Source organism: Bradyrhizobium sp. CCBAU 53415, from assembly GCF_028128735.1.
In the GTDB taxonomy this organism is placed as follows: Bacteria; Pseudomonadota; Alphaproteobacteria; order Rhizobiales; family Xanthobacteraceae; genus Bradyrhizobium.
Genome location: NZ_LBJF01000025.1, coordinates 79,831 through 105,451, shown reverse-complemented (window position 1 = coordinate 105,451; position 25,621 = coordinate 79,831). Strand labels below are relative to the sequence as shown.

Here is a 25,621-nt window from a genome sequence, read left to right as displayed (position 1 = left end):
TCTGGCCCATGCCTGGGCCCGTGCCGGGATTGCCGCATAAGGCCAATCGTGAAAGCAAGCATGGCCGATTTGGTCCGCTCCAGGCCCCCTCTGCAACTCGTGCGTTCGAAGGCCCGCTCTGCACCACCAAAAGGTACCGATCACCGGCTTATGGCCCTTGGGCCAATTCCCGAGCACCGCACCAGTTTCGCGCCAGAAACGGCGTGGGGTTACCGCATCGCGAAGAGCTCCTGATGGAACCTCTCTTTGACAGGGAAGCCGTGCGCGCTGAAGTCTCGCCTGAGCGCTTCCCCGAAGGCGGTCGGGCCGCAGAACCAGATGCTCGCCTTGCGCCACTCCGGTACGGCTTTGCGAATACGTTCGCCGGTCAGCCGTCCATCGCGTGCATCGACAAGAATGTGCAGGCTGACATCGGCTGACCGCGCATCTGCCGCAAGCTTGCCAAGCGCCTCCTCGTCGACATCAGCCGTCGTGTGGAAGAGGTCGACCGCCTGCGCGGCAGAGCAATTCGGAACATCCTTCTGCATGGCCATCTGTTTCATGCGGGCAACGAAAGGCGTGATGCCGATACCGCCGCCGATCCAGATCTGGTGCGAGCAGTCATCATCGAAAGTGAAGCAGCCATAGGGCCCTTCCACCTTCACCTCCTGGCCGACACGGAGCTTCTCCCGCAGCCGGCTGGTGTGGTCTCCAAGTTCCTTGGTGATGAAGGTGATCCTGGGCTCTGCAGCGTTCCAGCAGGAGGCGATCGTGTAGGGATGCGCGCCCTCGGAGACATCCGACGTGGCGAATGCGAACTGGCCCGGTCCGTGCCCCGGCCAGCCATGGGGCACCTCGATTTCGGCTTCGATTGCTCTGACGCCGGGATAATATTTGAGCGAGGTGATCCTGCCCTGGACCTGCCGCCGGGCCCCGATGCGCCGCAGGAGCGCAAGAGCCGCCGCCCATGTACCGCAGGCAAGCAGCGCACCCGTGATCCATCCGAGCGGCGACATCCAGTAGCTGAACTTCATCAGCGCGACAGCGTGAAACACCAGGACCAGATAGGCAATAGCGAGCAGCCGATGCGTCTTGTAGAAGAGCCGATACGGGAACATCTGAACGAGCGCCAAGGCAATCAGCACGACGGCGCCGTAGAAGGCCCACTCGCCCAGCCCCTCCGCCGATCCACGCAGACTCGCAAGGAAGGCCTCGATCGGATTCTCGATCATGGGCTTGGCCCCACGCTCCGGGCGCGCCAGCAAACCCCAGCCGACTGCCCATTTCGGCCCATTGGCCCAGAGCCAATGGACAATGGCAGTCACGAGCGCTGCGATGCCGAACCATTTGTGCAGGCGGTACATCTTGTCGAGGCCGCCCAACCATGGCTCCGGCCAACGCGGTCGCAGTGCGAGGATCATCGCCATGCTCATGCAACCGATCGCCAGGACGCCGCTCAACTGCACCATCCTCTCGCGAAGCGGGAAAAAGGAGCCCGGCCCAAATGGCTGAGGCTCTGCAACCAGCCACAGCAGGACAAGAACCGCCAGACTGCCCCAGAATGCCGGCTTGAGATTCTGCATCGGGCCTCTTTCTCTCATGACGTTGCAGTGCCAGCCTGAACTGACTGAGCCGTTTTGCATTGAGCTGACTCAATCCTGCTCGTCATGAGCTGCACAGCAAACTCCTGGCTGTCGCGATCTCCCAACTGAAAGCAAAGAAACTCTTCGGAGGAGGTCCAGCGATCATCTTAACCAGGTGGCTCATACCGGCAGCCCCCGCACTCGGCTTCGTCATGGGACAGCCTGTCCTTGCTGCTGGATCGCACGCGCATGACAAACCAGCGGCGACAGTCCGGCTTCAGCCGGATCACGGCAGGAAGTGCTCGACGGATGATGTCCTGCATCGCGACATGAGCGAATCCGTCTCGCGATGATGCAATTGCTGGTACCGTTCACAACGGCGCGCTACCCCCGCGCAATATGACGCCAGCCGATCCCGGCTCTTCGCGAGCCTTCGCTGTCACGCTCAGATTCGACCGCTATTGCGGCGGAGCGGGGCTTCTTGTCCCGTGCATGAAGGCCCGCATCTCCTCCTGAGTCAGCTTGCCGTCCTTGTTGCTGTCCATTGCCTTGAAAATGCGCTCGTGCGCCACCTGAAACTCCGGCAATGAGACGGTCCCGTCGCCATCCGCGTCCATCAGGGCGAATATCATTCGGAACATGATTGGAGTTCCCATCGGGTCTCCGGAGGCGGGACCGCGGCCTTTCCCATCATGCCCCCGCTCATGCCTTGTTGCCCTTGCGATTGGCTCGACGTGGAATTTGTTGGGGCGGGCGCAGACACTTGGTCCTGCCCCGGATGGTGGGCCTCGTGATCGGCTGCCATCTGGCCAAGTGCGGGATAGCTCAAGGTGGCAAACAGCAGCGCTGCAACGATGGTTCGGCGTCGCATGAGAGTTCCTCCAGCTTGGTTTCCCATCAAAGCAAAGAACTCAACCCGCACACTGATGCAAATCAAAGGGTTACGACTGCAGCACCCGGACGGTAAATGATGCCCGCCGAAGCTTGTTCGATCCCTCACGCTGACCCATGCGGTCCTCTACGGGCTCGGCGCCACGATCGGCGCAGGAATTTAAGTTCTCGTCGCAGCGGCGGCCTCACGGAGCGGCACGCGCTCCTTCTGGGCTCCTTCGCTCTCACGGCTTGGTGAAGAAGTGCGCGGGCCGACAGGCTAAGCCGGTCCCTCGGCCGCCACGGCTTCGTAGATATCCTCCTCCTGGGCCGTGTGCATGCGCACCAACGTTTCGATGGCCTCGATGACCCGCTGAGCGTCCCGGACCAAATAGCGATCGACCTTCTCGGACGGCAGGTCCTCGGCGATCCGAGTGAGCAGCCGGGCGAGGTGCAGGATTTCCCGATGCGCGCGGCTCATGGCAGAGAGGCCGTGGCGCTCGCGCAGCACCTCCGTAAGCCTTGGATAGACGCTGTCCTCATCGTCGCGCTCGTGCATCACGACGCTGCCCTGAACCAGGCGCTGGGCTTCCTCAATGAGCGCCGCGGCGGATTCGGGCGTCACGTCGTCCAGCGCGTCGACGATCTTGCGCAAGCGGTCGAGATCCCTGAAGAGAGCCTGATGATCGTGATGCAAGCTCAAGCCTTGCTCTGTCGTGATGCGCGGGCCGCCCCTGACGAGGGCCGGAGTGAGCGCCCGCAGCGCGTTCAGAATGACCGCGACATCGATCACCTCCTGGACGATCGCCGCGGGCACGGGATCGAGCCAGCCCAGAGTGGCGGCGACCATTGCCGCCAACGACAGCCCCATGCCGACGACGATGCTTTGCAGGGCGATGCGCCGCGCCCGCTGTGCAATCATGATCGCTTCGCCAACCCGATCGAGCCGGTCTGCCAGGATCACCACATCTGCCGCCTCGGACGAGGCGCTCGCGCCGCGCGCGCCGAGCGCGACCCCGATGTCGGCCACGGCCAGCGCAGGGGCATCATTGATGCCGTCGCCGACCATGATGGTCGGATGAAGGCGCTGTTCACTGCGTACCGCCTCGACCTTGTCCGACGGAACGCGGTCGGCCAGCACGGCATCGAGGTCGAGCGCAGCACCGATGGCCTGCGCCGCTGCGGCGCGATCGCCCGTAACCATCACCATTCGCGCAATGCCGGCATCGCGCAGCAGCCGGATCGCGCGTGGCGTATCGGCCCGCAGCTCGTCGGCCAGCAGCAGCGCGCCGATTGGACGCCCATCCACGGCAATGAAAACGATCAACGCCGAACGCCACGAGGCGCGCCGGATGGCGCGCAGTTCCCATGGCGATAGCTCGGCATGCGAGAGAAGCATCTCTCGCGAGCCTGCGGTGACCTGGCGTCCATCGATCAGGCCGCTCAGGCCAGAACCCATGGTCTCCTTGACCTGTTCCGGCCGCTTCAGCTCGAGACCGCGATCGACGGCCGCAGCAACGACCGCCTTCGCGAGCACATGATGCGAGGCCTGCTCGAGCGATGCCCCAAGCGCGAGGACCTCGTCCGCGTCCTGCCCCGGCGCGACCTCGACAGAGAGCAATCGCGCCCCTCCCACCGTCAGGGTGCCGGTCTTGTCGAAGAGCACGGTATGTGCGCGGGCCAGCGCCTCCAACGCCGCACCGCCCTTGGCCAGGATGCCGCGGCGTGCCGCTTGGGCCACGCCGGCGATGAAGGCGACGGGTGCGGCCAAAATCAGGGGACAAGGCGTCGCCGCCACCAGCACGGCAAGGCTGCGGGTCAGATCGCCGGAAATCCGCCACGCCAGGAAAGCGAAGACGAGCGTAACCGGCAGAAGAACGAGTGCGAAGCGATCGGCCATTCGCACGAAGGGCGCCTTCGACGTCTGGGCCGCCGTCACCATGCGCACGATGCCGGCGTAGGTGCTCTCGCCAGCCGGTGCGGTCACGGTCAACTCGAAGGTCTCACCAGCATTCAACGAACCGGAGAGAACTGCGCTGCCGCGTGTCTTCTCGACCGGAATGGGTTCGCCTGTGACCGCGGACTCGTCGATCGTGGCCGAGACCGAGCCAACGATACCGTCGACAGGCACGATCTCGCCGGCCCTGACGAGGAGCTCGTCGCCGACCGCGACTTCCTCGATCGGAACCTCCTCGATTCTCCCGTTGCTCCTGCGATGGCCCTGCCGCGGTGCCCGATCAACCAGGGACCTCAGGTCACGCTCCGCCCTTGCGATCGCGATATCCTCCAGCACGTTGCCGCCGGAATACATGAGCGCAACCACGGCCCCGGCAAGCGGTTGTCCCAGCGCCAACGCCGCGCTCATCGACAGCAGCGCAATCGCATCCACGCCCAGACGGCCACCCAGCAAGTCCCTGGCAATCGAGACCGCCAATCCGCCGATCACGGGCGCCGTGCCGAGCGCCCATGCGACATCGGCCAGATCGGGGCGGCCGGCGGCTCGCGCAAGAATGCCCGCGGTCAATCCCGAGATTGCAATCGCAACAAGGGTCCACCGCAGGACCCGATCAAACGACATGGTATGGTTCCACAGCTACCGGAACGTCACTCTCTCCCGAAACCGGCATCATCGCTTGAGTAGGATCAACCGCAGGAATCAAGAACGCCAAGCCGCAAGCGTCGTTCACAGCCATGACCTGGATCAAAATCGTCCGAGCGTTGGATCGTGACTTTCGCCTCCTGATCAGTGGGACAACAGCACTGGAATCGGCGGCTTCGTCAGGATACTCCGGGTCGCGCCTCCCAATACGAACTCCCGGAAACGGGAATGACCGTACGCCCCCATGACGAGGAGATCCGCCCTGCGGGAGGCAACCTGCTTGGTGAGAACCTTGCCGATGGCCCATCCAGCGGCATCGACCTCCTCAACGACCACATCGATGCCATGCCTCGACAGGTTCCTGGCGAGCTCGGACGACGAGCGTCGGCTCGAGATCGTCTTCTCATTGGTTACCGTGAGGATGCAGACCTCGCGCGCCTTCTCCAGGATCGGGATGGCGTCGGATACCGCACGCGCGGCCGTGCGGCTGAAATCCCACGCAATGAGGACCCTGTTCAGTTCGAACTCCCTGGAGGCCGAGGCTTCCGGAAGCACCAGGGTCGGTCGCCCCGACCCGAAGATGATCGCTTCGGCATGCCATTGATCGTAGGATTCCGGCACCGGCACGATGGCGAGATCGCGTAGCCGCGCATACTCCACCAAAATGCCCGGCACCTCGGACGACAAGCAACGATCGAGAACGATCTCGTGCACGACACCGGATTTCTCTGCGGTCGATTCAAAGGTCGCCAGCAGATCCTGTGCATTCTTTCTGCTCTTGTGGGCCTCATTGGCCACTATCGCCCCGAGATTGCCGGGGCCGGACAGGAAGCTGCCGGGAACTTGCACATGGACTTCACAGGAGATCGCCGCGATGTGGGCGCCGAGGAGAGAAGCCAGCGATACGGCGCGGTCGATCACCGCGACCGGGGTCGGGTCGGGATAGCTGGTCAGGGTGAGCAGGATGTCCTTGACGGCCATTGGGACTCTCCGAACGGAAGCTGCCAGAGCATATCCATGCAGGTTCCTGACGGCTTGATCTAGCTCAGAGTACCGACGGCATGCCCTGTGCAGGCTGCGACGTCTGGCGACCTCCTGCTGCGACATCATCACGCAGATCGGCGCTTCGTTCAGCCGACCGCGGATCATGCCCCCGAGCACTCACCTGCCCAGCCGGCTGTGCCGTAGCGCGGGCCTTGATCAGATCAGCGGCAGCATTCTCGGCCAATTGAACAAGCTCGTGGACTTGCGACAGCTCTTGCGGCCGTCAGATTGACCGAAATCAAAAGGCCTCGCGGCGGCCTCGTCGATATAGGTACAGTCGCAAGCCCTTGCATGGAACGACTCAAAGCGGATACCGTGCCCGGACCTCCAATCACACCTCCGGCACGCTCGCGACGGATGCATCCGATGCTGTCGTTCATTGCTGTCGTCGGCGGCCTGGTCTTTCTCGGTGCGCCCGGGGGGAGGCAGCCGAGAAGGGCGTTGGGCTGATGTCGAGACGCGATCTGATGCATGACGTTGGACTGAGGACAGCGACTGCGCATTCGTTGCCGGCAAGCGAGGTCCTTCGCGCGCTTCAAGTCGATCCGGAGCAGGGCCTCGCGGAGGCTGAGGCGACGGAGCGCCGTATCCGCTTCGGCTCAAACGCGATCGCTGCAAGGAAGCCGATCGGCGCCCTGACCATACTTCTTCACCAGCTGCGGGGCCCGGTGGTGTACCTGCTCGCGGCAGCCGCCGCGCTCGCTTTCTGGTTCGGCGAGTTCGAGGAAGGCGTCGCGATCGTCACGGTTCTCGCGCTCAACACGCTCATTGGTTTCGTCACCGAAATCAGGGCAGCACGATCGATCGAGGCACTGCGTGCGCTCGGTCGGACATCGGCGCGCGTGCGGCGCGACGGTCACACGCGCGTACTCCCGGCGGAGGACCTCGTGCCGGGCGACATGCTCCTCGTCGAAGCCGGCGACGCGATCTCCGCCGACTTGCGCATCGTGGAGGCCTCGCGTCTCGCGGCCGACGAGTCGACGCTGACGGGCGAGTCGATGCCGGTCGACAAGGCGCCCAGGCCGGCCGCCGAAGATGCGCGGATCGCCGAGCGCACATCGATGCTGTTCAAGGGCACGGCCGTGACGCGCGGCAGCGGCCTTGGCGTGGTCGTCGCGACGGGCTCCCAGACCGAACTCGGCCGCATTTCTCATCTCGTCGAAGAAGCGGAGCCCGAAAGCTCGCCGGTTGAACGCAGGCTCGCACGGTTGTCCGGGCAGCTCGTTTGGGCCGTCGGGCTTCTGACCGTTGTGATCGCGGCGGTTGGAATGGCGAAGGGCAAAGATGCGTTCCTGGTCGTGGAATCGTCGATCGCGCTCGCGGTGGCCGCCATTCCCGAGGGCCTGCCGATCGTGGCCACGCTCGCCCTTGCCCGCGGGATGTGGCGCATGGCCCGCCAGAATGCACTTCTGGAGCGGCTCTCCGCGGTCGAGACATTGGGCGCGACCACAGTGATCCTGACCGACAAGACCGGCACGCTCACCGAGAACCGGATGGCCGTGCGGCGGTTGTGGGTCGAGTCCGGCGAAGTCGAGAAGGCCGGCGTGGAGCAGCTTGCCGGCGATGCGCTGCTCCGGCGGCTGCTGCATACAATAGTGCTTTGCAACGAGGCCTCGCTTGGCCATGGGGGAGTAGCGCATAGCGGCGATCCCATGGAAGTGGCGCTGCTGGAGGCTGGCCGGGCGGCAGGCTTGAATCGCCGCGAGCTGCTGCACGACTTTCCGATCGCTGCCAAGCACGCCTTCGACAACGAGAGCAAGATGATGGCGACCGCGCACCGGCACGACGGCGCGTATTTCTATGCCGTGAAGGGTGCACCGGAGCGTGTGCTCGCGGCGTGCACCCGCATACTCACCGAGAGCGGCGAGACCGTGCTGGACGAAGCCGCGCGCCGTCTATGGGGCGGGCGGATTGCCGAGCTCGGACAGCACGGCCTGCGCGTGCTCGCCTGTGCGACCAAACTGGAGACATCGGCAGATGTCCAGCCCTATCGCGAGCTGATATTCGTGGGCCTCGTTGGCCTGGAAGACCCAGCGCGTGCCGACGTTCCGCACGCGATCCGCGATTGCCGTCATGCCGGCATCCGCGTCGTCATGGTGACCGGCGATCACGCCGTCACGGCCCGCAGCATAGGCCGTGCGATCGGGCTCGAAGCCGACAACGTGGCAGATGGCCGCCATATAGAGCGTCTCATCAGAAAGCATCCGCAGGAACTGAAGCGCGTCGGCATCTTCGCCCGCGTGAGTCCGGCGGAGAAGCTTGCGATCGTACGCGCGTATCAGGCGTCCGGTGAGATCGTCGCGATGACCGGAGATGGAGTGAACGATGCACCGGCGTTGAAGCAGGCCGACATCGGCGTCGCCATGGGCCTGCGCGGAACCGACGTCGCGCGCCAGGCGGCGGCGATGATCCTGCTCGACGACGCTTTTCCGACGATCGTCAAGGCGGTTCGGGAAGGTCGAACCATTTTCGGCAATATCCGCCGGGTCGCCGCTTACCTTCTGTCCTGCAATCTCAGCGAGGTCCTGGTCGTTGGGATCGCGATTGCGGCGGCACTGCCCCTGCCGATCCTGCCGCTGCAGATCCTGTACTTGAATCTCGTGACCGACGTATTCCCCGCTTTCGCACTGGCAATGGGCGAGGGAGAACGCGATATTCTCACGCGGCCGCCGCGCGATCCGAAGGAGCCGATCCTCGGTCGTCGGCAATGGACAGCGATCGTGCTGCAGAGCATTGCGCTGGCGGGCGGAGCTTTCGCGGCGCTTGGGCTGGCGCTTTCGGCCGGCTGGAGCGGCGAAGCAGTGGTCACCACCACCTTCCTGACGATCGCATTCGCCCAACTCTGGCACGTTTTCGACATGCGCAGCAGCCGCTCCGGTGTCGTGACCAACGAGGTCACGCGCAATCCATGGATCTGGGCTGCGGTCGGCCTCTGCAGCGCTCTGCTGGCGGTCCCTCCCTATTGGCGCCTGACGGCGGAGGTCTTGCACGTCACCCCTCCGACCGTGGCGATGTGGACCATCGTCGCCGGCTGCAGCCTGGCGCCAATGCTGCTCATTCAGGTCGGCCGCGCAATCGTCGCGCTTGCCGACCGAGGCCGCTAGATGACCGCCGCATTGCCCTGGCTCGAATTTGCTCTTTGTGCCATCGCCATCGGTCTTGCCGGCCCTGTGCTGACGCAGTACGGCGATGTCATCGCGCGCTTGACGGGATTGAGCCGATCCTGGATCGGCCTCGTCCTGCTCGCCACGGCCACTTCATTGCCGGAGTTGTTCACCGGCATCAGTTCGGTTGCCATTGCAAACGTGCCGGACATTGCCGTCGGAGACGCTCTGGGCAGTTGTGTCTTCAACCTCGTGATGCTGGTCCTGCTCGACGAGTTGAGCCGCGACGAGCCCTTGTACCGGCGAGTCGACCAGGGGCATGTGCTAACCGCAGGTTTTGGAATCGTTCTGATCGGAACGGTTGGCGCTATCATCCTGATTGGTCGCGGACCCCTGAGCGTCCAGTTTTTCCACGTCAGCATCTACACGCCGCTTCTCGCCCTGCTCTACCTCGTCGCAATGCGCGCGGCCTTCCAATACGAGCGTCGTACGCCCCAGCCCCCACAGATACTCCGGACCGGCTCCGACCTCAGCCTGTCCGACGCGCTGCTGCGCTATGCCGCTGCCGCCGCCGTTATCGTCGCCGCCGGAACCTGGTTGCCGTTCGTCGGAGCGCAAATCGCCGATACGATGGGCTGGCAAACGAGCTTCGTCGGCACTCTGCTGATCGCCGGGGCGACGTCGGTCCCTGAACTGGTCGTGAGCATCAGTGCGCTGCGGCTCAAGGCCGTCGACATGGCAATTGGCAATCTGCTCGGCAGCAATCTGTTCGACGTGCTTGTGTTGGCGATCGACGATCTCGCCTATCGCGACGGACCCCTGCTGTCGTCGGTGTCGCCGGTGCACGCGATCTCGGCCTTCGCGGCCGTCGTGATGTCGGGACTCTTCATTGTCGCGATGCTCTACAAGCCGGAAACACGCATCCGCGGCACGGTCGGTTGGGTCAGCATCGCGCTACTGGCCGTCTATCTATTCAGCGCGTATGCCGCGTACCTGCATGGGCACTGACGCCGCTTCTAGTGGAAGAGAAACAGCGGACAAGGCGGGCGCTCGGCCAATCGTCGCGTCGTCGAGCCGAACAGGGCATTGCTCCAGCCGCGATGACCGAACGCGCCCATCACCAGCAGACCGATGTTTCGGTCAATGACCTCAATTCGGATCGCCTCGGACGGATCCACCGTCGCTTCGATGGGAACGATCGTGCAGTCTACGTCATGGCCACGCAAGAACTCAGCCGCCGCATGAGCGCGTCGCGTCGCAAGCTCCGACTCCGTCGCGATAGACGTCACGTGCACGCGAGCCTCGCGCCACAATCCCAGAAGCACGTACATTTGCAGGGCGCGCATGGCGGGCAGGCTCCCATCATATGCGACCAACACATCGCTCGGACGGCGATACTCGGCGCCGCAGACGACAATCGGCCGCGGCGACAGCAAGAGAAGATTCGACAGCAATTCCGGTAACGATGCGGGTCGATCGACGGAAAAGGTCGTATCGTGGCCGGTGACGATGAGATCACGCGTCTCGCAGGCAGCGCGGAAGACTTCAGGCGCATCACCCTCGAAAGAGAGCCAGGAGAATTCGAGACCTCTCGCATCACATGCTTCGCCATATGACGCATGTATCCGGGCGTCATTCTCGCGCGCCTGCCGCCCCCGGATCTCTTCCAGCTTGACCTGATACGCCGAGGCGCCGATGCCGCCAATCATCGGAACCGTGAGGGAAGACAGATCGATTCCAGAGAGGCCGGTCACGAGCGCTCCGCCAGAACGGGCGAGATCGAAGGCAATCTCCCGGGCGCAAAGCGAGGATTCGGTCTCGCCGAGCAGAAGTAGAACGCGCATTGGTCAGCCTCCGATGCTGTTGGGCCGCGAGCTCTGTTGGCCAGACCTCATTTTACATGTAAGCTTATAAAGATGTTGGCGCGACTGCCATGACGCAGGTCAACGCGCCGCCCAATAGCAGCGATTGGCGCGGATAAGCGGCCCTGCGCCAAGGCGCGGCTCTGTCATATCTTGAAGAAGATCGACTAATGTCCACTGGATGACGGGCGAGCGCGCAGATGCAGTTGATGACCGCGAATCCCGGGGCAAGCCAGGTGGAAGACGAACTGCTTTCGAGATTGGAGCAGCGCCTCGGGCGGATACACGCACGGCAGCGCCTCGGGATCGAAACTGATCATGAGTCTCAGATATTTGGCCAGGGTCTCAATTTCTTTCATATCGAAAACTGGTACTCCTTTCATTCGCTCATTCGAAACCTCCTGAAGCTGTCCGGCCTCTACGGGCGTGGACGTCGCAATGCCGAAGACATCGTCGTCAAGCACAACGACTTCGATTGCGCCAATTTACCGCCACTGTTTGACGGATTCTCGATCCTCCATATCAGCGACACTCATGTCGACATGAGCGAGCCCGCCATGGGGCGGCTCATCAAGCTGCTTCCCGATCTGACCTACGACCTGTGCGTTCTCACCGGCGACTACCGCGGCAAGACCTTCGGGCCATTCCAGGCAGCGCTTGAAGGCATGAACCGGTTAACGGCTTACCTGAAACCCCCTATTCTCGGCGTGCTTGGCAATCACGACACCATCAGGATGCTGCCCGGCCTCGAGGCGATGGGCATACGCATGCTTCAGAATGAGTGCGCGACAATCAGGCGCGGGGATCAGGAGATCTACGTCGCAGGCATCGACGATGCGCATTACTTCAGAGTGGATAACATCGAGAAGGTCGGGTCGGATGTCCCGGACGGTGCATTCTCGATTCTGCTGTCGCATACCCCGGAAGTCTACCGACAGGCGGCGCATGCCGGCTTCGACGTGCTGCTGAGCGGGCATACGCATGGAGGTCAGATCTGTCTTCCGGGATCGATCCCCATCACGCTGGACTCGGTCCTGCCGCGCAGGATGGGGGCCGTCGCGTGGCGCTATCATGACATGCTCGGCTATACGTCCGTGGGCGCAGGATCGAGCGTCGTGGCCGTGCGCTTCAATTGCCCGCCGGAGATCACGCTGCACCGATTGCGCCGGCGCGCCGATGGTTCAATACGGCTGATCTCGAACGCGCAACGTGTATAGTAGGCGGGAGATCGCGAGCTCGCCGACGAAAAATATCCAGACGGTCAGGAAGACATCGGCGTAGTTCAGCCCGAGCATATCCCGGCAGGCCAAGAGCGGAAACAGCGATTCCGGAACCTGATCCAATCCGAGGGACTGGCTGCTTGGAGGCAGGTTCATGCGCCGTTTCAGGAAGCTGGGGAACAAGTCTCCAGCCATCGCGGCGATCGCCACCAGGGCACCCAATTGGAAGCTCAGACCGAAAACGGTCGCACCGATTGCAGTCACGACGGTCGATGCGACCAGACCGCGAACGGTCTTGGAAGCTCCGAATACCGGTCGGCCGTCGAAGAACGAGACGCCCCCATCCTGTGCCAGCGCGAAGCGGGAGCCAAAGAGCTTCTTGGCAACGACCGGGGACCCGTTTGCGAGCGTCAAAAGCAAGAGCGAATGGAGAATAGGCACGACAGACATCACGCGGCTCGCCGACCTCGTTGTCAGGATTGTCCTGAATACGGCTCCAGTCCTTGACGTGGATCAAGCTGATCGATCGCGCGATCGCAGCCGAAGGGATTTGATACTCTGGCGTGGCAGATGGGACCGCTTTGTCGATGCGAGATCCATTTCGAACTCACGCCACATCTTCCGAAATGCCGAGCGAGAACGAGTTAGTGATCCGAGCGATGCTCGGACCGTCACAGGCCGAGCTCGGCATCGTCTTTCATCTTCACCGGAATCTGCAAGTAGCGCACGCCATTGGACTGCTTGGGAGGAAACTTGCCCGCCCGGATGTTGACCTGGATCGAGGGCAGAAGAAGGCGCGGCGCGGCAAGCGTGGCGTCGCGCTTGGCGCGCATGCGCACGAAGTCCCCCTCGGCCACGCCTTCCTTCACGTGAACGTTCTTGCTCTTCTGCTCCGCGACCGTCGTTTCCCAGGCGTATTCGTCGCGACCCGGAGCTTTGTAATCGTGGCACATGAACAGCCGGGTCTCCGGAGCCAGCGCGAGCAGCCGCCTGATCGAGCGATACAATCGCTGCGCGTCGCCGCCCGGGAAGTCGGCGCGGGCCGTGCCGTAGTCTGGCATGAAGATCGTGTCGCCGACGAACACCGCGTCCGCAATCTTGTAGGACACATCCGCCGGAGTGTGGCCCGGCGTGTGCAGAACCTCGACATCGAGATCGCCCAGCTGGAAATGCTCGCCGTCCTTGAACAGGTGGTCGAAGTCGCTGCCGTCCGTCGCCAGGTCGATGGCGTTGAAGACCGGCCGGAAGATGCGCTGGACGTCCTTGATATGCTCGCCGATGCCGATCCGGGCGCCGGTCTTGGCCTTGATGTAGGGGGCGCCGGAGAGATGATCGGCATGAGCATGCGTCTCCAGCACCCACAGGATGCGAAAGCCTTCCGCTTCGGCCTCTCGAAGGATCGCCTTGACGGAACGTGTATCGACCGCGCCCGCGTTGTGATCGTAGTCGAGCACGGGATCGATGACGGCGGCTTCCTTGGTGGCAGGATCGGCCACCAGATAGCTGATCGTATTCGTCGGCTCGTCGAAAAAGGCTTTGATGATCGGCTTCGCCATCAGCTCATCTCCCAATGGTTTCGATGCCTCGCGTCTTGACATATGTATTAGCTATTACTAATTTAGCAATACCTAAATAATAAGAGGCGGATGTGACGGTCGTGTTCAATTCGCAAGGCATCGAAAACGCTGCCCGCGATATCGCGAACCTGCTGCGAACGGTGGCCAACGAGCGGCGGCTGCTGATCCTTTGCAGGCTCGTGGAACTGGGAGAGGCCACCGTCAATTCCCTTGCCGATTCCGTCGGCCTGTCCCAATCGGCCCTGTCGCAGCATCTGGCAAAGATGCGCGATGAGGGCCTGGTGACCTACCGGCGCGAAAGCCAGACGTCCTGGTACCGGATCGCCGATCCACGCATCGAAAAGCTGTTGGCGACCTTACACGAACTGTATTGCAAGCCAATCAAACCACGTTGAACAGGAGCATGTGATGTCACTTCCGAAAATCGATCCCGCGGCCGCGCGCCGTCTCGTCGACCAGGGCGCTATCCTCGTCGACATCCGCGAAGCCGACGAATTCGCCCGCGAGAATATCACGGGCGCTCATCATCTTCCGCTGTCACGACTGCACGAGACGGAACTGACCGTGAAAGCTGGGGCAGCCGTAATCTTCCACTGCAAGAGCGGCGCCCGAACTTCGATGAACGCCTCCCGCCTCGCAGCAAAACTGAACGGCGCGTGCGAAGCCTACATCCTCGACGGCGGCCTCGACGCCTGGAAGCGATCCGGACTACCCGTGTAACGATCCGACAACCCGGCCGAAGCCGGCACGCGGCCCCTCGGGTTCGCGTGCACGGTCGCAGCCGAGCCGCCGACCTGGAAGGACCGGCCCTTGGAGTTCCGCAATGCATTCGCTCCTGACGGAAGCGGCTCTCTCCACGGCCTCCGGCGTCCTCGTGGGATTCTCGCTTGGCCTTGTCGGCGGAGGCGGCTCGATCCTCGCCGTTCCGCTCCTGGTCTATGTGGTCGGCCTGAATGATCCGCACGTGGCCATCGGCACGAGCGCGATCGCCGTGGCCGTCAATGCGGCCGCCAATCTTGCGACGCATGCCCGCAGCGGACATGTGAAATGGCGCTGCGCCACGATCTTCGCGAGCGCCGGTGTGGTCGGCGCCTATCTTGGCTCGACCCTCGGCAAGATCGTGGACGGGCAGCGACTGCTCGCCCTGTTCGCCGTGTTGATGATGGTCGTGGGCGGCCTGATGCTGCGCAATCGCGCCTATCTCGGTGATCCCGGCGTCAGATTGTCCAGGGAAAACCTGCCGAAGCTGATCGTGTCAGGTCTCGGAGTCGGGGTGTTGTCCGGCTTCTTCGGGATCGGCGGCGGCTTCCTGATCGTCCCTGCGCTGGTGCTGGCGACCGGCATGCCGATGCTGAATGCCATCGGCTCGTCGCTGGTTGCAGTCACGGCGTTCGGGCTGACCACGGCGGCGAACTACGCCGTCTCCGGACTGATCGACTGGCGGATCGCCTTCCTCTTCGTCGCGGGAGGAACTCTCGGCGGCCTGATCGGTGCGCGGTTGGCGAAGTCGCTCGGCGCCCGCCGGGGCCTTCTGACCTCGGTCTTTTCCGGACTGATCTTCGCGGTCGCGATCTACGTCCTATTCCGGTACCTGTCGGCAGGCTGAGGCCAACGCCGCCGCCGATCATATTCAGACCATTGTCTCGGTACTTTCGTTGATCGTCCACGGGAAATGGACCTCGCGAGCGTGTTTGACTGCGGCGACACAGATGCTATTGAAACGCTGTCATGCGCCAACTGAACACGACCGAGCTGGAGCGACAGGCCAAAGAGGTGGCTGCGCTCATGCGCATGTTCGCCAATGAGCACCGCCTGCTCATCCTTTGCAGGCTGGTGGAATATGGCGAGGTTGCCGCGAGTGCTCTTGCCGAAGACGTCGGTCTTTCCGCCTCGGCACTGTCCCAACACCTCGCCAAGCTGAAGGCAGAGGGCGTCGTCGCTGCCCGACGCGACGGGCAAACGATGTGGTATCGCATCGCGGACAGGCGGGTCGAAGAGCTGTTTTCAAACTTGCACCGGCTCTTCTGCCGACCCCGCAAGCGATGAGCTTGCCCACGCTCACCTCGACGCAGGAAGCGGGACTCGCCTAAAGCGCGTCATCGCGCTTTAGGTTGTTGTTTAAGCATGATCTCCGCGCAAACGCGTTCCGCGTTTGTCGCGAGGGAAAACCGCTGCGCACTTTTCCGGATCATGCTTTAACCCCTCTTTTGCCTGGCTTCAGTGGATTCGACCCACCAGAAGAACAGTCCGGCACCGACTGCCAGTGCGGCGAACCAGACGATATCGGGGATGTTCGTCACGTCCGGAAGGCGAACCTTGCCCAGCGCCCCGACGTTGAGCACGTGGGCTTTCAGCCAGTCGAAGCTCAGCGCGTAGAGGATGGCCCCGGCGATCATACCGAGCGCGCCGACCAGAGCATGAACACTTCCGGCTGCAATGGCGCCGAGCGCCGTTCCAGGACAGTAGCCGTAGACCACCATGCCGACGCCGAACAGTGCGGCGCCGAGCGCCACCGCCAGCATGTTGGCATCCTTCACGTAGTATTTCGTATTGCCGGTGTCGACGAGCAGCAGCACGCCGATGCCGCCGACCACGATCGCCGTGCCCATCACCTTCAGCACGGTGAAGTCGCGCAACCGAAATTGATTCTCGATCACGTTGCAGCTCGTCACCTTGCCTCGCTGCAGGAGGAAGCCGAAAGCTGCACCCATCAGTACCGGCCCCAGGATTGTCATCATTGATGTCATCTCAATTCTCCTTACCGTGTCCGGAACATGAGGGCGGAGACAGCAAGTCCCGTGGCGAACATGACCGCCAGGAACAGCCAGCTCGAGACCGCAAGCTGCAAACCGCCGGAGATGCCGTGCCCGCTGGTGCATCCGCCGGCAAGCCGGGCGCCGTACATGATCACGACGCCACCGAGGAACGCGGCCACGAAACGTTTCGCAACTGACGGGCCGAACCGCTCCTTCCAGACATCAGGCACGAGCTCGAGGCGCCACGTGCCCGACATCACCGCCGAGAGGAACGCGCCGAGCGGTATGCCGACGAGGAACCAGACGCCGTAGTCCCACTTCAGCGGCATGCTCTTCCAGTAGGAATTCTGCGCCACGGCCTCCGGCCCGACCACCGGGACGGCGAACAGCGAGGCGATGCGCGAATAGGCGGTGGTGACGCCAAGCGGATCGCCGAATACTGCAAAGGCGATCCAGCTCAACAGCCCGATTCCGGCGCCGACGAGATAGGGCGACCAGTCGATCCGCGCGGCGCGAGGCGCCTCGCGAACGTAGCTTTCCGTGATGGTGGTCATGTGCGTTTCCCCGGGGCAGCGGCGCGTTACCGCGTTCCTGCGGCTCGATCGGCCCGCATCGGCGAAAATCATATTCAAGAAGTAAACTTTAGCAATCTCTAAAATATGGGATCAGGCGCCCGACGCCGGCGAGTTTGCCGCCTGGTGCGGTCGCGGCATGCCGGCACGGTCGACGAGAAGGTCGGTCAGCCCCGCGCCGAGCCACATGCCAGCAAGCACGAGCCAAGCCGTGAGCGCAAATACCGAGGCACCGGTCACCCCGGCGCCGACCGCGCAGCCGCCCGCCAGCATCGCGCCGAACCCCATCAGCACCGCGCCGACTAGATAGCGTCTCATGCCGAGCCCGTCCGAAAATCCTTCCAGCTTCAGCTCGCCCGCGCGCGCCGCTGCGGCGAATGAGCCGAGGAATACGCCGGGAATGATGCCGAGGTCGAAGCCGAGCCGGAGCTGCGAACTGTTCAGCACCAACATCAGCAACTCGGCCGAAGGGCCGCTGAAGGTGAGACTCTTGAGCGTCACGGGCACGAATGAGGCCTGCGAGAGCTGGTAGGTGAAGAGCCAGCCGGTGACGACGGCTGCCCCGGTTGCGAGCGCGGCAAGGATCAGCCGGCGCGGCAACCGGCTGCGAAAGGCGAAGGACAACCCCGCAATCAACCACACGCTTCCGAATGCCAGCTTCTCGGGCGTACCGGCGCCGAACATCGCCATAATGTCGCGCGAGGGGCCACCGTCGACCAGCCACAGATTGGTCACCCATTCGCGTGCGGGCGACAACAGACCGCGATAAGCGGCCTGAGCGGTCACTGCAAACACCAGCCCCGAAAGCAGGGCTCTGAGATTGCCATTGGCCGAGAGCACGAGCAGCCGGCTGGCGCAGCCGCGCGCGAGGATCATCCCGCAGCCGAACATCACCCCGCCCGCGAGAGCGCCGGAGATGCTGCCCTGCTGCGCGAGCTGACGCGCCTCGGAAACGTCGAGCCAGCCGAGCGCGACCAGCGCCTGCGTGCCGACCAGCGCCGCGGCAAAGGTCAGGAGCCAGACCGCAAGGCGCGGTCCGCCCTCGCCACGGGAGAACTCGACCGCCGCAGCGCGCAGGCAGAAGCGGCTACGCTGGGCGAAGAACCCGAACAGACCTCCGACCAGGAGCCCGCCGAGCCATGACAGCCGGTCTTCACCCAAGAGATCGATGATCGGCGTCGGCACGTCCGCCTCGGCTGTTCCTGCGAGCCTGCAATTCTAGCGATCTCGTCGTCGCGTCCCATGAGCCAGATCAAAGCTCCGACGCCGCGGGATGCCGGGTCGGAGCGGCCTCAGGGACGCAGATAGGCATATCCCTGTTGTTGCAGCTCGGCGAGCCGCACCACGCCGCCCTTCTCGGCCACCGCGAAGCCGGGCGTGAGGTCGTCCAGCTTGACGCCTTGCGCCTTCATCGTGTTGGCGCAAGCGTCAAAGCCGACGCCGGCAGCAACGAGCTTCGACATCATCGCAACGGTGTGGTCCTGGGCCGCGAGCGCATGAAAGGCACGCAGCGCCGGCCCATGCACGACCAGCCTGATGTCGGCCTTGCCGGGTCCACCGACGCCGTCGACGTGGTTCTGCAGATTGCCCAGAACGAAGACGACGCGATCGGCATCGGCGAGATGATAGACGACGCGCTGTCGCGCGGGCGTTTCCGTCGCCGCGGACGCCTGGCGCACCGCGAAAATACCAAATAGTCCGGCAAGGCTCGCGCGAAGCATGGATCGGCGCTGCATGGTTCCCCCTAGCGTGTCTGCTTGATGAACTCGGCGATGCGGTCGGCGACGTCATCCGCGAACAGGTCGCGGAAGAAATGATCGGCATCCTCGATCCTGTCGAGCTGGACTCTGCCGCCGCTCGAACCGGCAAGTGGAGCGAAGGAGGCTGCCACGTCGGGCACGACCGCATCCTTGGTCGCGGCGAGTACCAGCACCGGCGGCCTCGCGCGCGCCACGAGCGCGGCCGTGTCCTGGCCGGCATCGGCGGCATAGAAGGACGCGAAGGCGCGTGCGGTGACCACGGCATTGCGGCAATAGATGAAGCCCGGCACATCCATCCACTCTTCGCCGCGGCCCGCAGCGATCGCCTTCGTCGCCAGCTCCAGAAACGGCTCGAGCGGCTTGCCATAGGCCTGCGCGTAGGAGCCGCGCAGATCGGCCTCGGCCTTTGCGGTCACCGGCGCCAGCAGCACCGCACCCGCCACCGGAGTGGTATCGCTCGCAGCGAGATACCGCGCGACCTGGTTGCCGCCGCGCGAATGGCCGAACGCGACGACGAGCCGGGACATGCCCCTCGCCCGCGCGACCCAGGCGCCGATCTCCGCAACTGCATCCTCGACGACATAATCGTGCCGCGCGGCGCAGTCATACATGCCCTTGCGGCGGTCAAGCCCCAGCGACAGCGTATGGGCGAGCGAAGCGATGCCGCGCTGCTCCAACGCCTCGGCAACGCCCTGGATGACCTCCATGTCCTTGTGCGCGAGCGTGCCGTGGGTCATCACGACGAGTGGCGTGTCCGGTGTCATCACCGCGGGTGTGCGCAAAGTCGCGAGCGTCGTGCGGCCGTCGACCGACAGTTCGAGCTCCTGCTTGGCCGCACCCGCAGGCACGGCGAGCGCGAGCAAGACTGTCAGTCCCATCAACCATCGCATGGGCGGCTTCTCCTCACGGCCGGACAATCGTCCAGTTCTTCTCCGCCAGTTCCATCAGCTCGGCAACCCCGACCTGTGTGACGCTGACGCCCCCGATCAGCGGTGGCCGCCTGCCCTCCTTCACCGCCAGCGTCTCCAGCGTGTTGCCGCAGGCGGTGAAGCTCACATTGGGCATCGATTTCAGGAAATTCACCAAGCGCTCCCTCACCGGCGAGCGGTCCTCGAGCAGCATGTCTAGGCCGCCGTCGAAGGCGACCACTACGATCTCGACCTCCTCGCCCAGCCCGGAATAATGCCGCGAGACGTTGGCCGCAACATCGAGGACGGCGCGCATCTTGAGCGGGTCGTCGTCGCTGATCTGCAGCGCGAGCCTGTGCGGTTCGGCCGCCCGCAACGAGGCGGCGGGACTTGTCACGATGAAGGCGGCAGCGATCAGACCGCGAAAGAATCCGCGGCGGCTCGCCCGGCCGCATCTCACTCCACGCCCCGTGACTTCCCGTCCTTGCTGTCCTCGGGCGTCACGTCGATGGCGGCAGCGCGCCCGGTGATCTTCACCGGCGCGATGCAATTCTTCATGCAGGGATCCTTCTGCCAGAACGATTTCTCGCTCGTGGCGCGATCGTCCATCACGAAGCCCTGCTCGTTCGGCATCCTGATCGTGGCGAGATTCCTGTAGGTCAGCTCGAAATTCTGGTCGGTGACGATGTCGTTCAGGTAGAGGACATAGGCGACCAGCGCATAGTATTCGTCGACCGACAGCGACTCGGCATTGCCATAGGGCATGGCGTGGCGGACGTAGTCGAACACGGTGGACGCGTAGGGCCAGTACGAGCCCACCGTCTTGACCGGATTGTCCGACGTCAGCGAGCTCTTGCCGCCGGCGAGCACCGGCCAGCGGCCGCTGCCCTCGCCGAACTCGCCGTGGCAACTCGCGCAATTGTCCATGAACAGCTTTTCACCCTGGGCGACCGTGCCCTTGCCTTCCGGCAGGCCCTGGCCGTCGGGCCGCACATCGATATCCCAGCCGCGGATCTCGTCCGCGGTTGGTGCGCGGCCGATGTGATAGCGGGGAGCGCTCCTGGCGTCCCGCTTCTGCTCCGCAAGCACCTGAGCGCTCAGCGCGCAAGCCATCAGCGCGGCTGCAATGAACTTAGGCGACTTCGACATTCTCGACCTCACCGTTGGCCTGCACATGCCAGGTCTGGATGCCATTGTTGTGATAGATGGAGTTGACGCCGCGAATCCTGCGCAGCTCGGCCTTGCTCGGCTGCACGTATCCGGTCTCGTCCTGCACCCGCGATTGCAGCAGCAGCGGCTCACCGTTCCAGTCGAACTCGTAGTAGAAGCGCGTCAGCGCCTTGTCGAGAACGGGCCCGTCGAGCCGCGCCGGCCACCAGTTGCGGCCGCCGTCGAGCGAGACGTCCACGCGCTTGACCTTGCCGTTGCCGCTCCAGGCAAGCCCCGAGACGATAGTGAATCCCTTGCCGTGCCTGATCGGTGCCTGCGGGCTCGGGCTCGTGATCACGGACTTGGCGTCCATCGACCAGGTGAAGCGGCGCGCCTTGCCGCTCGGCAGGAGGTCGGTGTATTTCGACGTCTCCTCGCGGGTGTGCCAGGGCTGGTCACCGACCTTGATGCGGCGCAGCCACTTGACCCAGAGATTGCCCTGCCAGCCCGGCACCACGAGCCGCATCGGATAGCCCTGCTCGGGATAGAGCGCCTCGCCGTTCATCTTGTAGGCGATGATGCAGTCGTCGAGCGCCTTCTCGATCGGCAGGCTGCGATCCATCGCGGCCGCGTCGGCCCCTTCGACCAGCAGCCACTTGCCGTTGGTCTTGACGCCGGCTTCCTCCAGCAGGGTGCGCAGCGACACGCCGGTATACTGCACGCAGTGGATCATGCCGTGGGTGAACTGGCAGCCATTGAGCTGGGCGCCGCGCCATTCCATGCCCGAATTCGCTGCGCATTCCATGAAGTGGATGCGGTTGACGCGCGGATAGCGCTTCAGCTCCTCCAGCGTGAGAATGAGCGGACGCTCGACCAGCCCATGGATCATCAGGCGATGATCGGCCGGATCGACCTCGGCGATGCCGCCATGATGCCGCTCGAAACAGAGGCCGTTCGGGGTGATGATGCCTTCGAGCTCGTGCAACGGCGTGAAGCTCACCGAGGACTCGCGCGAGGCGGTCAGCCATTCGACGTCGCGCCGGACCACGTCCTTCTCGAACTTCGACGGCTTGCCGTACGGACGCACGGCGACACCTTCGCCGAGGGACTTGGTCCATTCCGGCACGTTTGGAGGCTGGTTCGCCGGATTGCCGCCTCCGGCCAAGGCGGGCCTTGCGAGCACCGAAGCCGCAACACCGGCGCCAGCGGCCAGGAAACTGCGTCGGGATTGCCGGGAATGATCCGTCTTCGACATCGCTTCTTACGCTCCGGTGACTTTGACGGCTCTGTTGGGTTCGAGACGAACCGTCTTCTGTCGGGTCAGGTAGTTGGCCACGACCTCCCAGATCGGCGGCCCTTCGGTTCCTTCATTGACGCTGGCCCAGCCGGCGACCTGGTACTCCCTGGCGGGATCGATCGGCGCGCCGGTCTTGGCCAGTTGCATGTCCGAGATGCGGCTGCCTTGCGGCTTGGTGACGTCGATCGCGTAGGACAGTCCGCCGATCCGCACCATGTCGCCGCCCTGCTGGTAATAGGGATCGACGTTGAAGAGATTGTCGGCGACGTCCTCGATGATCTCCTTCAGCCGCGCGCCCGTCATGCCCATGCGATAGACCGCCGGATAGGTGATCGCGGTCGCGTTGGTGACGTCCTCGAAGGTGACGTCCTGCCCGGGCAGCACGCTGGTGCCCCAGCGAAAGCCGGGCGACAGCGCGATCTCGGCGTCGCGCTCCTGCAACAGCGCCTGGCAGATCAAATCGTCGAACGTGCCGTTGAAATTGCCGCGCCGGTAAAGCAGCGAATCCGTCTTGCCGAGCACCTTCGACAGCTCGGACTCGAAGGGCTTTCGTACTTCGGCGATCTTGGCCGCCATCTCGGCGTCCGCCGTGATCACATCGGAGAACAGCGGAATCAGCTTGTAGCGGAACGCCTTGACCTCACCGTCGCGGACATCGAGGTCGAGCCGCGAGACGAACTTGCCGGACGAGCCCGACGCGATCAGCAAGGTCTTGCCGACCTTGACGGCTTCGGGCAGCGCGTCGTGGGTATGTCCGGTCAGGATGACGTCGATGCCCTTGACGCGGCCGGCGAGCTTGCGATCGACGTCGAAGCCGTTGTGCGAGAGCAGCACGACGAGTTGCGCGCCGTCCTTGCGCGCCTTGTCGACCTGCGCCTGGACGTCCTCCTCGTGCACGCCGAAGGACCAGTTCGGGATCATCCAGCGCGGATTGGCGACCGGCGTATAGGGGAAAGCCTGGCCGAGCACCGCGATCTTGACGCCGCTACGCTCGATCATGGTCGAGGCCTCGAACGCCGCCTCGTTCCATTCGGTATCGCGGATGTTGAGGCCGAGGAAGGGGAAGTCGAGGCCTTCGATCGCCTGCTTGACGCGCTCGGTGCCGTAGGTGAACTCCCAATGCCCGGTCATGGCGTCGGGCTTGAGCAGCGCCATGCAGTCGATCATGTCCTGGCCGCGCGTCTTCAGCGACGACCACGATCCCTGCCAGGTGTCGCCGCCGTCGAGCAGCGCGACCTTGTCGCCGCGCTCGGCGCGGATCGCCTTGATCACGGTCGCGGCGCGATCGAGGCCGCCGATCCGGCCATAGCTCTTGGCCAGCGCCTCGAAATCCTCCGAGGTCAGTGCATAGGCCGCCGACGAGCCGGGCGCGATGCCGAAGCGGGCGAGGAACTCCTTGCCGGTGACGTGCGGCGGCAGGCCCTTCGCCTCGCCGACGCCGAGATTGGTCGAGGGCTCGCGGAAATAGAGCGGCATCAGCTGACCGTGGATATCGGTCACGTGAACCAGCGTGACGTTGCCGAGCGGCTCGAAGACCAGCAACTCCTTCTCGGTCAGGCGCTGCTGGGCGACCGCGCGGGTCAGGCCGGAGCCAACACCGGTCGAAAGAGCCGCCGTTGCCGCGGCAACCTGAATGAACTCGCGGCGAGAGATCATGCGCAATACTCCTGCAAACTCATCGTGTCAGTTGCGCACCGACGGCGTCTCGACCGGCAAACCGATGCCGCGCCAGGCCACATAGAGCTCGAGCGCGAGGAATTCGTCCGAGAGCGGCTTGAACGGCTCGGCGCGCACGTCGAACATGCAGCCTTGGAAACGCTCGTGCAGCGGCACCAGGCGCTGGTCGCGCAGCCGATAGGTCGGAAAGCCGTTGGTCTGGCCCTGGCTCAGGAAATCGGCGCGCATGAACTTGCCGTTGTTGCGCTCGTGGCAGGATTCGCAGGCGAGATCGAGCTGGCCATAGCGCGTGTAATAGATCTGCTTGCCGCGCTCGAACCAGGGCGACATCGGCCCGTCGGTCTTCACCGCCACGGGCATGCCGTGCGACTGATAGCGCACGAACGCGGTCATATCGGTCAACTCCCGGGACTTGAATTTCCAGGGCTCCGCCTTCATGTGCTCGGTGCGGCAGATGTTGATGCGCTGCTCGAGATTGACCGGCTTCTTCAGCTTGTCGTCCCATTTCGGCATGGCGGCGCCGACGCCCTTCATGCTGGTCTCGGCCTCGCCGTGGCAGCTCATGCAGGACTTGCCTTCGCTGCCCTCCACCTTCTTCCAGACATCCGCCGCACGCTCCACGGCGAGGAAGCCCGGGTTTTCGAGATCGTCGTCCTGCAACGCACGGGTCTCCTTGCTGCGAAATTCGTAGCCGGAGATGATGGTCTTGAAGACGTGGCCGGGCGGCGCCGCGATGCCCTTGCGCTCGGCGTCGTCTGCGACCGCAAGCGTCGCAACCGACGCAACGGCTGCGACCAGGGCGGCCATCCCAACATATCGTCGCGCCATCCGAGCCTCCCTCAATGCGTGATACGCATCATGCCTTGAGCGCAATCTTCTCTTCGGCCGTGATCACCGTGCCGTCGTCGTCCGTCCAGGAGAACTTGAACGTTCCGGCTTCGTCGATCCTGGCGTCGAACTGGATGTAGGGATTGGCCGAGATCGCCGGTTCGAGCGCGCAGGAGAACACCGGCTTGCCGTTGAACTCGCAGGCGAACTTGTTGATGATCTTGCGCGGAATGGCCTTGCCCTGCGCGTCCTTGCGCTGGCCCGATTCCATGACATGCGAGACCAGGGTCTTGATCTGGATCACTTCGCCCTTGGCCGCTTCCTTGGGAAGCTTGATGCGCGGTTTGTCTGCCATTGTTCCTCTCCTGACGCCCCTAGCCGCCGCAGCCGCCAATCGTGACCTTGACGGTCTTCTGCTCCGTGAACAGCGAACCGTCACTCATCTTCGCGATCGCAACCACGTTCTGCGTGGTTGCGAGCCGGATCCGGATCGATGCTTCCGCCTTGCCCGATAGCGGCGTGAACGACAGCGTCGCGACACCCGCATTCGGGTTGCCGTCAGCGAGGATCATGACGTCCTTGACATAGGAATCCGCGGTCATCGGACTCTCGATGTTGATCGAGAGCGGCACGGTGTTGCCGTTCTCCGCGATCTCCGGCAGGTCGAGCGAAATCTTGCCCTTGGCAGCTTGCTTGCCGCCGGTGAACTTCTCGATCCACTTCGCCGCATCGCCCGTGACTTCGGCATCGGCCGCCATGGGCATCAGGGTCAGCATGACGAAGCCGCCCCCAAGCGCAAATGCCTGCCGTCGATTGATGGCTTTCATTCCAGATCC

Annotated in this window: 26 protein-coding genes; 7 read left to right on the top strand and 19 right to left on the bottom strand. The window is 63.9% G+C overall.

Annotated elements, in window-relative coordinates; genetic code table 11:
- Positions 1-209: 209 nt before the first annotated feature.
- The 4 genes from XH87_RS21505 to XH87_RS21490 all read right to left on the bottom strand — a co-directional run bounded on the left by XH87_RS21505 (position 210) and on the right by XH87_RS21490 (position 6,012).
- The gene (locus tag XH87_RS21505; RefSeq protein WP_271588786.1) at positions 210-1,562 is read right to left on the bottom strand and encodes a ferredoxin reductase family protein; all 1,353 of its coding nucleotides are present in this window, start codon (positions 1,560-1,562) and stop codon (positions 210-212) included.
- A gap of 458 nt (positions 1,563-2,020) precedes the next feature.
- Entirely contained in the window at positions 2,021-2,179 is a 159-nt protein-coding gene (locus tag XH87_RS36835) for a hypothetical protein (RefSeq protein WP_442868291.1), read from the bottom strand.
- Positions 2,180-2,712: 533 nt separating this feature from the next.
- Positions 2,713-5,010 carry a heavy metal translocating P-type ATPase gene (locus XH87_RS21495; RefSeq protein ID WP_271588785.1) on the bottom strand — a complete coding sequence of 766 codons (2,298 nt, stop codon included), beginning with the start codon at positions 5,008-5,010 and terminating at the stop codon, positions 2,713-2,715.
- Between the two features lie 165 nt (positions 5,011-5,175).
- Positions 5,176-6,012: a universal stress protein gene (locus tag XH87_RS21490; RefSeq protein WP_271588784.1), complete on the bottom strand. Its 837-nt coding sequence runs from the start codon at positions 6,010-6,012 to the stop codon at positions 5,176-5,178.
- 512 nt (positions 6,013-6,524) lie between these two features.
- Here XH87_RS21490 and XH87_RS21485 point away from each other — a divergent pair.
- Together XH87_RS21485 and XH87_RS21480 are read left to right on the top strand one after the other, a co-directional pair.
- Entirely contained in the window at positions 6,525-9,179 is a 2,655-nt protein-coding gene (locus XH87_RS21485; protein ID WP_271588783.1) for a cation-translocating P-type ATPase, read from the top strand.
- Positions 9,180-10,187 carry a sodium:calcium antiporter gene (locus XH87_RS21480; RefSeq protein ID WP_271588782.1) on the top strand — a complete coding sequence of 336 codons (1,008 nt, stop codon included), beginning with the start codon at positions 9,180-9,182 and terminating at the stop codon, positions 10,185-10,187.
- A gap of 8 nt (positions 10,188-10,195) precedes the next feature.
- On the opposite strand, the gene XH87_RS21475 is transcribed toward XH87_RS21480, so the two are convergent.
- Positions 10,196-11,023 carry a universal stress protein gene (locus XH87_RS21475; protein WP_035705578.1) on the bottom strand — a complete coding sequence of 276 codons (828 nt, stop codon included), beginning with the start codon at positions 11,021-11,023 and terminating at the stop codon, positions 10,196-10,198.
- Between the two features lie 218 nt (positions 11,024-11,241).
- On the opposite strand from XH87_RS21475, the gene XH87_RS21470 reads away from it, so the two are divergent.
- On the top strand, positions 11,242-12,258 hold the full coding sequence (locus XH87_RS21470) for a metallophosphoesterase (RefSeq protein ID WP_271588781.1): 1,017 nt from the start codon (positions 11,242-11,244) through the stop codon (positions 12,256-12,258).
- Here the strand turns inward: XH87_RS21470 and XH87_RS21465 are convergent.
- Both XH87_RS21465 and XH87_RS21460 read right to left on the bottom strand, forming a co-directional pair.
- Positions 12,223-12,711: a CDP-archaeol synthase gene (locus XH87_RS21465; RefSeq protein ID WP_271588780.1), complete on the bottom strand. Its 489-nt coding sequence runs from the start codon at positions 12,709-12,711 to the stop codon at positions 12,223-12,225. The genes XH87_RS21470 and XH87_RS21465 overlap by 36 nt on opposite strands.
- Before the next feature lie 221 nt (positions 12,712-12,932).
- Positions 12,933-13,817, bottom strand: a complete 885-nt coding sequence (locus XH87_RS21460) for an MBL fold metallo-hydrolase (RefSeq protein WP_271588779.1) — start codon at positions 13,815-13,817, stop codon at positions 12,933-12,935.
- Between the two features lie 92 nt (positions 13,818-13,909).
- On the opposite strand from XH87_RS21460, the gene XH87_RS21455 reads away from it, so the two are divergent.
- The 4 genes from XH87_RS21455 (at position 13,910) to XH87_RS21440 (ending at position 15,884) form a co-directional block, all read left to right on the top strand.
- Entirely contained in the window at positions 13,910-14,233 is a 324-nt protein-coding gene (locus XH87_RS21455) for an ArsR/SmtB family transcription factor (RefSeq protein WP_158668890.1), read from the top strand.
- 13 nt (positions 14,234-14,246) lie between these two features.
- Positions 14,247-14,558, top strand: a complete 312-nt coding sequence (locus XH87_RS21450; protein ID WP_271588778.1) for a rhodanese-like domain-containing protein — start codon at positions 14,247-14,249, stop codon at positions 14,556-14,558.
- 103 nt (positions 14,559-14,661) lie between these two features.
- The gene (locus XH87_RS21445) at positions 14,662-15,444 is read left to right on the top strand and encodes a sulfite exporter TauE/SafE family protein (protein WP_271588777.1); all 783 of its coding nucleotides are present in this window, start codon (positions 14,662-14,664) and stop codon (positions 15,442-15,444) included.
- A 122-nt stretch (positions 15,445-15,566) separates the two neighbouring features.
- A complete protein-coding gene (locus XH87_RS21440; protein WP_035705566.1) occupies positions 15,567-15,884 on the top strand; it encodes an ArsR/SmtB family transcription factor in 318 nt (105 codons plus the stop codon).
- Between the two features lie 149 nt (positions 15,885-16,033).
- Here XH87_RS21440 and XH87_RS21435 read toward each other — a convergent pair whose 3' ends face one another.
- The 12 genes from XH87_RS21435 to soxY all read right to left on the bottom strand — a co-directional run bounded on the left by XH87_RS21435 (position 16,034) and on the right by soxY (position 25,612).
- On the bottom strand, positions 16,034-16,585 hold the full coding sequence (locus XH87_RS21435) for a YeeE/YedE thiosulfate transporter family protein (protein ID WP_271588776.1): 552 nt from the start codon (positions 16,583-16,585) through the stop codon (positions 16,034-16,036).
- Between the two features lie 11 nt (positions 16,586-16,596).
- On the bottom strand, positions 16,597-17,148 hold the full coding sequence (locus tag XH87_RS21430) for a YeeE/YedE thiosulfate transporter family protein (protein WP_442868290.1): 552 nt from the start codon (positions 17,146-17,148) through the stop codon (positions 16,597-16,599).
- Positions 17,149-17,259: 111 nt separating this feature from the next.
- A complete protein-coding gene (locus XH87_RS21425; RefSeq protein ID WP_271588775.1) occupies positions 17,260-18,351 on the bottom strand; it encodes a YeeE/YedE family protein in 1,092 nt (363 codons plus the stop codon).
- Positions 18,352-18,458: 107 nt separating this feature from the next.
- Positions 18,459-18,902, bottom strand: coding sequence for a DsrE family protein (locus XH87_RS21420; RefSeq protein ID WP_035705557.1), 444 nt, complete (start codon positions 18,900-18,902; stop codon positions 18,459-18,461).
- 8 nt (positions 18,903-18,910) lie between these two features.
- The gene (locus tag XH87_RS21415) at positions 18,911-19,816 is read right to left on the bottom strand and encodes an alpha/beta hydrolase (protein WP_271588774.1); all 906 of its coding nucleotides are present in this window, start codon (positions 19,814-19,816) and stop codon (positions 18,911-18,913) included.
- A 13-nt stretch (positions 19,817-19,829) separates the two neighbouring features.
- Positions 19,830-20,234: a DsrE family protein gene (locus XH87_RS21410; RefSeq protein WP_271589150.1), complete on the bottom strand. Its 405-nt coding sequence runs from the start codon at positions 20,232-20,234 to the stop codon at positions 19,830-19,832.
- 56 nt (positions 20,235-20,290) lie between these two features.
- Positions 20,291-20,983 carry a c-type cytochrome gene (locus XH87_RS21405; protein WP_271588773.1) on the bottom strand — a complete coding sequence of 231 codons (693 nt, stop codon included), beginning with the start codon at positions 20,981-20,983 and terminating at the stop codon, positions 20,291-20,293.
- Entirely contained in the window at positions 20,967-22,238 is a 1,272-nt protein-coding gene (soxC, locus tag XH87_RS21400) for a sulfite dehydrogenase (RefSeq protein WP_271588772.1), read from the bottom strand. The genes XH87_RS21405 and soxC overlap by 17 nt, the downstream gene beginning before the upstream one ends.
- Before the next feature lie 6 nt (positions 22,239-22,244).
- Positions 22,245-23,936 (bottom strand): thiosulfohydrolase SoxB, encoded by a 1,692-nt coding sequence (gene soxB / locus XH87_RS21395; protein WP_271588771.1) that lies wholly within the window; start codon positions 23,934-23,936, stop codon positions 22,245-22,247.
- 27 nt (positions 23,937-23,963) lie between these two features.
- The gene (soxA, locus tag XH87_RS21390) at positions 23,964-24,764 is read right to left on the bottom strand and encodes a sulfur oxidation c-type cytochrome SoxA (RefSeq protein ID WP_442868289.1); all 801 of its coding nucleotides are present in this window, start codon (positions 24,762-24,764) and stop codon (positions 23,964-23,966) included.
- 49 nt (positions 24,765-24,813) lie between these two features.
- Positions 24,814-25,140 carry a thiosulfate oxidation carrier complex protein SoxZ gene (soxZ, locus tag XH87_RS21385; RefSeq protein ID WP_035705542.1) on the bottom strand — a complete coding sequence of 109 codons (327 nt, stop codon included), beginning with the start codon at positions 25,138-25,140 and terminating at the stop codon, positions 24,814-24,816.
- A gap of 19 nt (positions 25,141-25,159) precedes the next feature.
- The gene (gene soxY / locus XH87_RS21380; protein ID WP_158670205.1) at positions 25,160-25,612 is read right to left on the bottom strand and encodes a thiosulfate oxidation carrier protein SoxY; all 453 of its coding nucleotides are present in this window, start codon (positions 25,610-25,612) and stop codon (positions 25,160-25,162) included.
- Positions 25,613-25,621: the final 9 nt, after the last annotated feature.

Coding starts and splice junctions, on each gene's coding strand:
- XH87_RS36835 (WP_442868291.1), bottom strand. CDS start 2,179: ATGGACGCGGATGGCGACGGGACCGTCTCATTGCCGGAGTTTCAGGTG.
- soxZ (WP_035705542.1), bottom strand. CDS start 25,140: ATGGCAGACAAACCGCGCATCAAGCTTCCCAAGGAAGCGGCCAAGGGC.
- soxY (WP_158670205.1), bottom strand. CDS start 25,612: ATGAAAGCCATCAATCGACGGCAGGCATTTGCGCTTGGGGGCGGCTTC.
- XH87_RS21450 (WP_271588778.1), top strand. CDS start 14,247: ATGTCACTTCCGAAAATCGATCCCGCGGCCGCGCGCCGTCTCGTCGAC.
- XH87_RS21435 (WP_271588776.1), bottom strand. CDS start 16,585: ATGACATCAATGATGACAATCCTGGGGCCGGTACTGATGGGTGCAGCT.
- XH87_RS21465 (WP_271588780.1), bottom strand. CDS start 12,711: ATGTCTGTCGTGCCTATTCTCCATTCGCTCTTGCTTTTGACGCTCGCA.
- XH87_RS21405 (WP_271588773.1), bottom strand. CDS start 20,983: ATGTCGAAGTCGCCTAAGTTCATTGCAGCCGCGCTGATGGCTTGCGCG.
- soxB (WP_271588771.1), bottom strand. CDS start 23,936: ATGATCTCTCGCCGCGAGTTCATTCAGGTTGCCGCGGCAACGGCGGCT.
- XH87_RS21430 (WP_442868290.1), bottom strand. CDS start 17,148: ATGACCACCATCACGGAAAGCTACGTTCGCGAGGCGCCTCGCGCCGCG.
- XH87_RS21440 (WP_035705566.1), top strand. CDS start 15,567: ATGCGCCAACTGAACACGACCGAGCTGGAGCGACAGGCCAAAGAGGTG.
- XH87_RS21480 (WP_271588782.1), top strand. CDS start 9,180: ATGACCGCCGCATTGCCCTGGCTCGAATTTGCTCTTTGTGCCATCGCC.
- XH87_RS21420 (WP_035705557.1), bottom strand. CDS start 18,902: ATGCAGCGCCGATCCATGCTTCGCGCGAGCCTTGCCGGACTATTTGGT.
- XH87_RS21475 (WP_035705578.1), bottom strand. CDS start 11,023: ATGCGCGTTCTACTTCTGCTCGGCGAGACCGAATCCTCGCTTTGCGCC.
- XH87_RS21470 (WP_271588781.1), top strand. CDS start 11,242: ATGCAGTTGATGACCGCGAATCCCGGGGCAAGCCAGGTGGAAGACGAA.
- XH87_RS21460 (WP_271588779.1), bottom strand. CDS start 13,817: ATGGCGAAGCCGATCATCAAAGCCTTTTTCGACGAGCCGACGAATACG.
- XH87_RS21490 (WP_271588784.1), bottom strand. CDS start 6,012: ATGGCCGTCAAGGACATCCTGCTCACCCTGACCAGCTATCCCGACCCG.
- XH87_RS21445 (WP_271588777.1), top strand. CDS start 14,662: ATGCATTCGCTCCTGACGGAAGCGGCTCTCTCCACGGCCTCCGGCGTC.
- soxC (WP_271588772.1), bottom strand. CDS start 22,238: ATGTCGAAGACGGATCATTCCCGGCAATCCCGACGCAGTTTCCTGGCC.
- XH87_RS21495 (WP_271588785.1), bottom strand. CDS start 5,010: ATGTCGTTTGATCGGGTCCTGCGGTGGACCCTTGTTGCGATTGCAATC.
- soxA (WP_442868289.1), bottom strand. CDS start 24,764: ATGGCCGCCCTGGTCGCAGCCGTTGCGTCGGTTGCGACGCTTGCGGTC.
- XH87_RS21505 (WP_271588786.1), bottom strand. CDS start 1,562: ATGCAGAATCTCAAGCCGGCATTCTGGGGCAGTCTGGCGGTTCTTGTC.
- XH87_RS21485 (WP_271588783.1), top strand. CDS start 6,525: ATGTCGAGACGCGATCTGATGCATGACGTTGGACTGAGGACAGCGACT.
- XH87_RS21415 (WP_271588774.1), bottom strand. CDS start 19,816: ATGCGATGGTTGATGGGACTGACAGTCTTGCTCGCGCTCGCCGTGCCT.